Source organism: Azotobacter bryophylli (assembly GCF_042643485.1).
Lineage (GTDB): Bacteria > Pseudomonadota > Gammaproteobacteria > Pseudomonadales > Pseudomonadaceae > Azotobacter > Azotobacter bryophylli.
Genome location: NZ_JBHRSJ010000016.1, coordinates 39,083 through 46,238 on the forward strand (window position 1 = coordinate 39,083; position 7,156 = coordinate 46,238).

Annotated in this window: 7 protein-coding genes and 1 pseudogene; 3 read left to right on the top strand and 5 right to left on the bottom strand. The window is 67.9% G+C overall.

The window, feature by feature from the left end; translation table 11 throughout:
* The first annotated feature begins 97 nt into the window (after window positions 1–97).
* Together ACFOJE_RS08740 and ACFOJE_RS08745 are read left to right on the top strand one after the other, a co-directional pair.
* Window positions 98–520, top strand: a complete 423-nt coding sequence (locus ACFOJE_RS08740; RefSeq protein ID WP_377813938.1) for a hypothetical protein — start codon at window positions 98–100, stop codon at window positions 518–520.
* Between the two features lie 366 nt (window positions 521–886).
* Window positions 887–1,306 (top strand): hypothetical protein, encoded by a 420-nt coding sequence (locus ACFOJE_RS08745; RefSeq protein ID WP_377813939.1) that lies wholly within the window; start codon window positions 887–889, stop codon window positions 1,304–1,306.
* Between the two features lie 89 nt (window positions 1,307–1,395).
* On the opposite strand, the gene ACFOJE_RS08750 is transcribed toward ACFOJE_RS08745, so the two are convergent.
* Window positions 1,396–2,076, bottom strand: a complete 681-nt coding sequence (locus tag ACFOJE_RS08750) for a DUF3313 domain-containing protein (RefSeq protein WP_377813940.1) — start codon at window positions 2,074–2,076, stop codon at window positions 1,396–1,398.
* 301 nt (window positions 2,077–2,377) lie between these two features.
* On the opposite strand from ACFOJE_RS08750, the gene gstA reads away from it, so the two are divergent.
* Entirely contained in the window at window positions 2,378–2,986 is a 609-nt protein-coding gene (gene gstA, locus ACFOJE_RS08755) for a glutathione transferase GstA (RefSeq protein WP_377813941.1), read from the top strand.
* Between the two features lie 43 nt (window positions 2,987–3,029).
* Here gstA and ACFOJE_RS08760 read toward each other — a convergent pair whose 3' ends face one another.
* The 4 genes and pseudogenes from ACFOJE_RS08760 to ACFOJE_RS08775 all read right to left on the bottom strand — a co-directional run.
* Window positions 3,030–3,929 carry a sensor domain-containing diguanylate cyclase gene (locus ACFOJE_RS08760; RefSeq protein WP_377813942.1) on the bottom strand — a complete coding sequence of 300 codons (900 nt, stop codon included), beginning with the start codon at window positions 3,927–3,929 and terminating at the stop codon, window positions 3,030–3,032.
* Window positions 3,930–4,236: 307 nt separating this feature from the next.
* Complete coding sequence (locus tag ACFOJE_RS08765; protein ID WP_377813943.1) at window positions 4,237–4,896, bottom strand: potassium channel family protein; 660 nt, start codon at window positions 4,894–4,896, stop codon at window positions 4,237–4,239.
* Between the two features lie 211 nt (window positions 4,897–5,107).
* Window positions 5,108–6,754 carry a tetratricopeptide repeat protein gene (locus ACFOJE_RS08770; RefSeq protein WP_377813944.1) on the bottom strand — a complete coding sequence of 549 codons (1,647 nt, stop codon included), beginning with the start codon at window positions 6,752–6,754 and terminating at the stop codon, window positions 5,108–5,110.
* Window positions 6,755–6,877: 123 nt separating this feature from the next.
* Window positions 6,878–7,156, bottom strand: a pseudogene (locus ACFOJE_RS08775) (hypothetical protein); the annotation flags it as partial.

Below are 7,156 nucleotides of genomic sequence, written 5' to 3' on the forward strand. Positions count from 1 at the left end.
GAGAGCGTAAAGGTGGGTCGGCGAGGGTAAAGGCGCTGGATCGGCGGCGAAGGCGTGCGGTGAAATGACCGCTCAAACGTCTTGCATGAGGTGAAAAATGCTCAAGTTTCAACATGTTGCCTTGCTGGCCTGTCTCGCCGCACCGCTGTCGATGGCCGCCGAGCGGGATGCCGGACATCAGGAGGGCGGTCGCCATATGGGCCCGCCGCCGGGTGCGGCCGAGGCTTGCGAAGGCAAGTCGGCGGGCGACAAGGCTTCCCTCTCCGGTCCGGACGGCAAGACCTTCTCCGGCGTCTGCCGCGAAAAGGACGGCAAGCTGGTGCTGGTGCCTGAGCACGGTTCGCGCGAGGGGGGCGAGCACGAGGGCCGTCGCATGGGCCCGCCGCCGGGTGCGGCCAAGGCCTGCGAAGGCAAGGATGAGGGCGACGAGGTTTCCCTGTCCGGTCCGGACGGCAAGAGCCATTCCGCCGTCTGCCGCGAAAAGGACGGCAAGCTGATGGCGATGCCCGAGCGCGACTGATTTCAGCTCAGCCGCCCCATCTCCCCCCTGGGACGGCTCACGGCGGCGAGGCCGGTAGGCCTCGCATTGAAGACCGGCGTTTCGCTGGTCTTCTCTTTTCCTCTACCGATAGCGGCAGGCTTTGCCGATACCGCGCTGGCGTCGTCCGATCGGAAGAGTCTTCTCCGGGCTCCGATCTTTCTCCGGTCGCCGCTCCGAATCGCCTGGATTTCGCACCGCCATCGAGCTTTTTTGCGGCTTTTTTGCTGCATTTTGGTGCGAATTGTGTGCGGACTGTAAGCAATGTATGCGGAACGTAAAGAAACTCGATTTCCGGGACGAGCGTGCCTTGTAATGAAGACCCACCCGCCTTCAACGAGGTAAAAAATGCTGAAGTTTCGTCATATCGCATTGCTGGCCTGTTTCGCCGCACCCATGGCGATGGCCGGAGAGCACGAGCACGGGCATGAAGGAGCCGGTCAGCACATGGGACCGCCGCCGGGCGCGGTCGAGGCCTGTGTCGGCAAGCAGGCGGGCGACAAGGCGACCCTGAACGGTCCCGACGGCAAGAGCCTTACCGGCGTCTGCCACGAGATGGATGGCAAGCTGATGCTGATGCCCGAACACCATCACATGATGCTGCCGCCCGAGGCGGTCAAGGCCTGCGAAGGCAAGGCGGCCGGCGACAAGGTCAGCTTCACCGGCGAGGAAGGCCGGACCCATAACGGCGTCTGTCACGAGCACAACGGCAAGCTGCAGCTCGTGCCTGACACCTACATGGGCGAGCCCGGCGGCCACCACGACTGATCCCCGGCCAGCCGGTCGGCTGGCGTCCCATTACAGAGGCCGTGGCGATGCGGCCTCTGCCCCGTTTTCTCCCGGGATCCTTCCCGTCATCACCTGAACTGATCGATGTCGCGCACCATGGTGTCGATCACGCCCTTGAGGTTCTCCAGGCTGAGCTGCTGGCGGCGGCTCGACAGTTCCTTGCCGTAGCCCTTGCGCACCACCTGCACCACCGGCTGGCCGGTGCTGGCGTCGATCAGTTCGGCCTCGACGAAGAGTTCCGTGTTCTGGTTGCGTTCGCCGATCAGGGTCATGGTGGCGGCGGCGGCGATGGCGATCGGCAGCACCTCGTAGGGCCTAAGCGGTTTGACCCCGGTGGACACGCCGGTGATGGCGGCACGCAGGATCAGGGTCTGCGAGGCGGGTATGGCTTCCTCCTGCGCCGAGGTCAGCGGGCCGACCGTGTAGCGCCGGCTGAATGCCGCCGTGACCTTGTCGGACAGGTATTTCTGCAGGTCGTCCAGGGTCTTGGCGCTGATCTGCTTGGTCGGCTCCGGCGTGGGGTAGAAGCGGATGCTCTTCACCAGCACCTGGCGGTAGTTCTCCGGCCTGAACCCGGGCGCGATCCAGCGCATGACCGGATAGCCGCTGGCGGATTCGGCCCGCTCCAGGCGCGAGTAGTCGGAGAGGAACCCGGAGTACTGCTCGGGCTTGGTGATTTTCGAGGTGCAGCTGCCGAGCAGCAGGGCGGCGAGCACTATCCCGGGGAGGGCGAGGGTGGAACGTTTCATGGGGTTGCTCCTTCGTCTTGGCGAGTCGGTCGATGACGCCATGGGCTGGAACCGCCGGGGCTGGAGGATGGCCGGAGCGGGTGCCCGGGGCAGGCGCCGGAACCGCCTGATTCCCTGGCTCAGAGGCGCGGGCATGTCTCCTGCCCTGACGAAGGTATAGCCGAGATTCGCCGAGCCGGCGCGGGGGAAAGCCGGGGCTTTCCGGGACGCGGCCGTCCGGCTCGGCCATTGCCGTAATGGCGAGGTCGGCGGGGGCGGCCTAAGCTGGCTGAGGCTGCAACGATAATGGAGACGTGAAGCGATGAAGCTCTATTACACCCCCGGTGCCTGTTCCATGGCCGTGCACATCGTCCTCTGCGAGCTGGGGCTGCCCCATGAGCTGGTGAAGGTGGATCTGAAGAGCCACACCACGGAGAGCGGAGACAATTTCAACACCATCAATCCCAAGGGCTATGTGCCGACCCTGCAGTTGAACGACGGGCAACGGCTCACCGAGGTTCCGGCCATTCTCAACTACCTGGCCGAGCACCTGCCCGAAGGCGGCCTGCTGCCCCCGGCCGGCAGCCTCAAGCGCTTCCGCGTCCAGGAGTGGCTGGCCTTCATCGGCAGCGAGCTGCACAAGAGTTTCGGGCCCCTGTTCCGGCCGGACCTCAACGAGGAGTGGAAGGCCGCCCTGCTGGCCAACATCGAGAAGCGTCTGGCTTACCTGGACAATGCCCTCACCGGGCAGGACTACCTGACCGGTTCCCGCTTCAGCGTCGCCGACGCCTACCTGTTTACCATCCTCAACTGGGCCGGGCCGATGCACATCGACCTGTCGCGCTGGCCCTCCCTGCTGGCGTTCCAGAAACGCGTCGCCGCCAGGCCGGCGGTGGAGAAGGCCATGCGCGCCGAGGGCCTGTTGCACTAGGCACTAGACGGGGGCGCGCTGGGGACGGGCTCGTCCGCCGGGGTCAGCCGCAGTATTCCACCCGGTTGCGGCCGAACTCCTTGGCCCGGTACAGGGCGTCGTCGGCTTCGCAGAGCATCTCGTCGAGATCCTTGCTGCCATGGTCGCAGGCGGCCACGCCGAAGCTGGAGGTGCAGCGGATGAGCGCCTCACCGTTCTCGATGAGGATGTCGGCGATGGTCGCGCGCAGCCGCTCGGCGACGTTCAGCGCCTCCGACAGGCGGGTTTCCGGCAGTATCAAGGCGAACTCCTCGCCGCCCAGACGGCCGAGGATGTCGCTCTCGCGCACCAGCGGACGGACGTTGTTGGCCACGGCGATCAGCACCCGATCGCCGACGTAGTGGCCGTGGGTGTCGTTGATCAGCTTGAAGTGATCCAGATCGAACATGATGACCGAGATGGCCCGGCCATGGCGGGAGGCGTGGTGGAAGAGCTGCAGGCCCCGGCTGACGAAGGCCCGCCGGTTGTCCAGGCCGGTCAGCTCGTCGGCGTGGGCCAGGGCTTCGGCGCGCAGCTTGGCGGCGGCCAGCTCTTCCTTGATGCGCTTGCTCTCGGTGATGTCGATGGCGACCTCGACGCGCACCAGGCGGCCGTCCTCCCAGCGCATGGCCCGGTCGCGGCATTCGTACCAGCGCAGGTTGCGGGTGTTCTGGATTTCCCAGACATGGACGCCGGCCGGCTCGCCGTGGGCGTCGACCAGCAGCGGATTGCTGCAGAAACTGCAGGGGCCGGTCTGCCCCGCCTGGAGCAGTTGCCAGCATTTCTTGCCGGCCGGCTCGCCGTACAGGTGGCGCCCATAACGGTTGAGGAACAGCAGCTCGTGGCTCTCCATGTCGGCCACGTATACCAGTGCATCGAGGTTGTTCAGGATCGCTTCGAAGCAGCCGTCATGGGCTTTGGTCATTGCATTGCTTCCGTTCGCGAGCCGTCCGTCATCGAAACGGCCGGCCGGGGCTTTGTCGGTGAGGCGTGACGCTTGTTGTTCGGGGTTGTCCGCGCGCCTGTACTGGCAAGCCATCCATTGCTGTGATGGCGTTTTGATACGCCACTTTATAGACCCGCCGGCGAACTGGAAAGCACCCGCGGGCCAAGGCAAGCCGATTAAAGTATTAATTCAGCAATATCGGCTATTTCCTTGTATATATTGTGGATTTTTGATACGGAGAAGGCACCCGCGCTGCGGCACTGGCAAATGTCGCGCCAGGCGCCGCTCAGGGCCGCCGCGAGGCGATGGTCAGGCCGATCAGCCGCGACACCACCAGGGCGATGTACATCACGCCGGAGAACTCCTCCAGCATCACCAGCGAGCGGGCCATGGGCGTGAGCGGCAAGATGTCGCCCAGCCCGACGCCGGAGAGGGTGGTGAAACTGAGGAACAGCAGCTCCATCCAGGTGCGCGGCGCCTGCGGGGCCAGCTGGGCGCCGAAGCTGCCGGGGTTCAGCATCTGGCAGACCATGAAGAGGTAGGCGAAGGCCCAGGCCAGCAGGGTGAAGGTGGCGCCGGCGGCGAACAGTTCGTCGGTGGTGGCGCGCTGGTCTTCCATCATGTAGGCGATCAGGCTGCCGGCGGCATACAGGTAGAACGAGCCTTCCAGCGCGGCGAGCAGCAGGGCCGGCAGGGGGGCGGGAGCCAGCGCGTTGGCCAGCATGAGGGCGAGGATCAGCGCGGCCAGCACCACGGCGATCCACACCACCGCCGGGCTGCGCCGCACCATGCGCAGCGCCGCGGCCAGCACGACCACGCCGAAGGCGCTGAGCAGCGCGCGTCCCTGATGCAGGTCTTCCAGCAGGGGGTAGAGCAGGATGCCGAGCAGCTGGATCAGCAGCAGCCCGGCGGAGGGGAGGCGGACGAGATGGGAAGTCAGGGGCATGGCGTGAATTCTGCGCTATAGCGGTGGGGGTCGAACTGCGGCGCGGTAATCGGCGCCATCGGGGCGCCAGTGTAAGAAGGCGCGGCCGAGTCGGCCATCGGCCTCTCGGCTATTTATTTATCGATACGCGCGGTCTGGCCCGGCGCAGCCATCGAGCCATGATGCGCGTCGAGGTGAGCAGCGACGAACCCGGATGAGTCCGGGGCGGCGCCTACTGACCGGCGGTCCCGGCTGCGGCGTCCTTCAGAAACGCCTTGGCTTGCACCAGCTCGGGCCGCTCCGTGTCGTGCTGGGCGGCGACTTCCACAAGCTTCGCGTAGTAGTGCCCGGCCTTCTGCCGGTCGCCGGCGCGCTCCGCCGCCTGGGCGGCGCCGTACAGCGTGCCGAAGCGGTTGGGCTCGCGCGCCAGCGAGCGCTCGTACTCGCTCAGGGCCTCGGCCGGGCGGTCGCTGGCGAGCAGCATGTCGCCCAGTAGCTTGCGCGCCGGTACCACATTGCCCGGCGTCACCGGGTGCTTGTCGCTGGCGTCCTCGCTGTCGGCGGCGCCGCGCATCAGGGCCAGCGCTTCTTCGGGTTTCTTCTCGGCCAGGGCGGTCCAGGCGTTCAGCGTGGCGATCTGCACCTCGGTCTGGCCCGCCCAGTAGCGGTCTCCGGCAGCGACGATGTTCTGCTGCAGGGCCTGCAGGCGCTGCAGCGCCTTGCGCGCCGCAGCGATATCGCCGCTGCGCGCCGCGCCCAGCCCGCGGGCGAACACCAGCACGGCCTCGGCCTGGGGGAACCTGTCCCAGGCCAGCTCGGCCGGCGCCAGCTGCAGCCCCGCCGCCTGCTGCCAGTCCTCCCGCTCCACGGCGTAGCGGGCCGGGATGGCGGCGAAGGCGTAGGCTGCCGGCAGGTTTTCCACGTTGACCTTGCGGATCGCCGCCGCCTCCTCGACCAGTTGCCGGGCGGCCTGGTCCTGGGCCTGCTGGAGATGGCCGTAGACCAGATAGTCCATGGCGTGCAGCGCGTCGTAGGTGCCGACGTCCAGGGTGCCGGCCTGCAGTTCGCGCCTGGCCGCCTGGTAGGAGACCTGATTGCTCTTGACCATCTCCGGCCAGAGGCCGAGGCGGGCGAAGATGTGCGAGGGCATGTGCTGGGCGTGGGGCACCGAGGGGGCGATCTCGGCGTAGGCCAGGGCCGCCGGCAGGCCTTTCTCGGCCAGCGGGGCGTAGTCGTAGGTGTGGATCAGGTAGTGCGTCACCCCGGGGTGCTGCGGCAGCCGCCGGTGCAGCGGCTCGAGGATGCTCGCGGCCCTGAGCTGGTTGGCGTAGGTCCCGTCGTTCGGCGGCGCGGTGGCATCCAGCACCAGGGCATAGAGGATCTGCGACTCGTCGTCGTCCGGATAGGTCGCGGCGAGCTTGCCCATGGCCTGTTCCAGGGCCGTCGCGCGGGTGCGGTAGTCGCTGTTGCGCCAGTCGGCGAGGAAGACGCCGAGGGCGTCGATGTAGTCCCGCTCGCGCTGGCTCGGCGCACCGAGCCGCTGGGCTTCGCCGATGGCCGACGCGGCCGCCTCCATGGCCTTGGGATTGGCCGGCCAGCCGAACGGATTGCCCATGGACATGAAGGCGATGCCCCAGTAGGCCATGGCGCAGCCGGGGTCCCGTTGCAGGACCTTGCGGAACGACTCGATGGCTGGGGCGAACCAGAAGGAGTGGAACAGCGCCATCCCCCGGTCGAACTCCTGCTGCGTGCCCTCGCCGCAGGAGATGGGGAAGCTCACCTGGCCCAGGCGTTCCGGCGGGATGGCGTCGTCGGCCCGGGCTCCGGACAGGCAGGCGCCGAGCAGCAACGCCATGCCGAGGCGGATCAGGATCTTCATCGGGTTCCCTCCTCCAGCGGCCGGGGCCATCGGGGCCGCCCCTTTGCTGGGACGGGCGCACTCCCGTTCAGTACAGCACAGCGACCGGCCTCCGCCGCCGGCCCCGACCGGCGACGGGGCGCGTCAGGCAGCGGAAGGCGAGAGTCCCTCCGCCCGCGGCGCGGGCTGCAAGTCGTGCCGGCCTAGCAGCCGGCCGGACGGACCGGCAGGCGCCGCCCGCGGCGACAGGGCGGCGGGGCGCGCCGCACCGGAGGCGGCCGGCACCGCGGGGGCAGCGGGCGACTCGGGCTCGGCGAGCGGGGCCGGCGGGAGCTCCGGCTGCTGCGTCTGGTCGGCGTCCGGATCCGGATCCGGATCCGGCTCCGGCGCCGTGGCGGCGGTTTCCTCCGCGGGCGCGGCCGG

What these genes read in the sequence shown, in the direction of transcription:
- ACFOJE_RS08740 (WP_377813938.1), top strand. Translation starts at nt 98, where the DNA reads ATGCTCAAGTTTCAACATGTTGCCTTGCTGGCCTGTCTCGCCGCACCG.
- ACFOJE_RS08745 (WP_377813939.1), top strand. Translation starts at nt 887, where the DNA reads ATGCTGAAGTTTCGTCATATCGCATTGCTGGCCTGTTTCGCCGCACCC.
- ACFOJE_RS08750 (WP_377813940.1), bottom strand. Translation starts at nt 2,076, where the DNA reads ATGAAACGTTCCACCCTCGCCCTCCCCGGGATAGTGCTCGCCGCCCTG.
- gstA (WP_377813941.1), top strand. Translation starts at nt 2,378, where the DNA reads ATGAAGCTCTATTACACCCCCGGTGCCTGTTCCATGGCCGTGCACATC.
- ACFOJE_RS08760 (WP_377813942.1), bottom strand. Translation starts at nt 3,929, where the DNA reads ATGACCAAAGCCCATGACGGCTGCTTCGAAGCGATCCTGAACAACCTC.
- ACFOJE_RS08765 (WP_377813943.1), bottom strand. Translation starts at nt 4,896, where the DNA reads ATGCCCCTGACTTCCCATCTCGTCCGCCTCCCCTCCGCCGGGCTGCTG.
- ACFOJE_RS08770 (WP_377813944.1), bottom strand. Translation starts at nt 6,754, where the DNA reads ATGAAGATCCTGATCCGCCTCGGCATGGCGTTGCTGCTCGGCGCCTGC.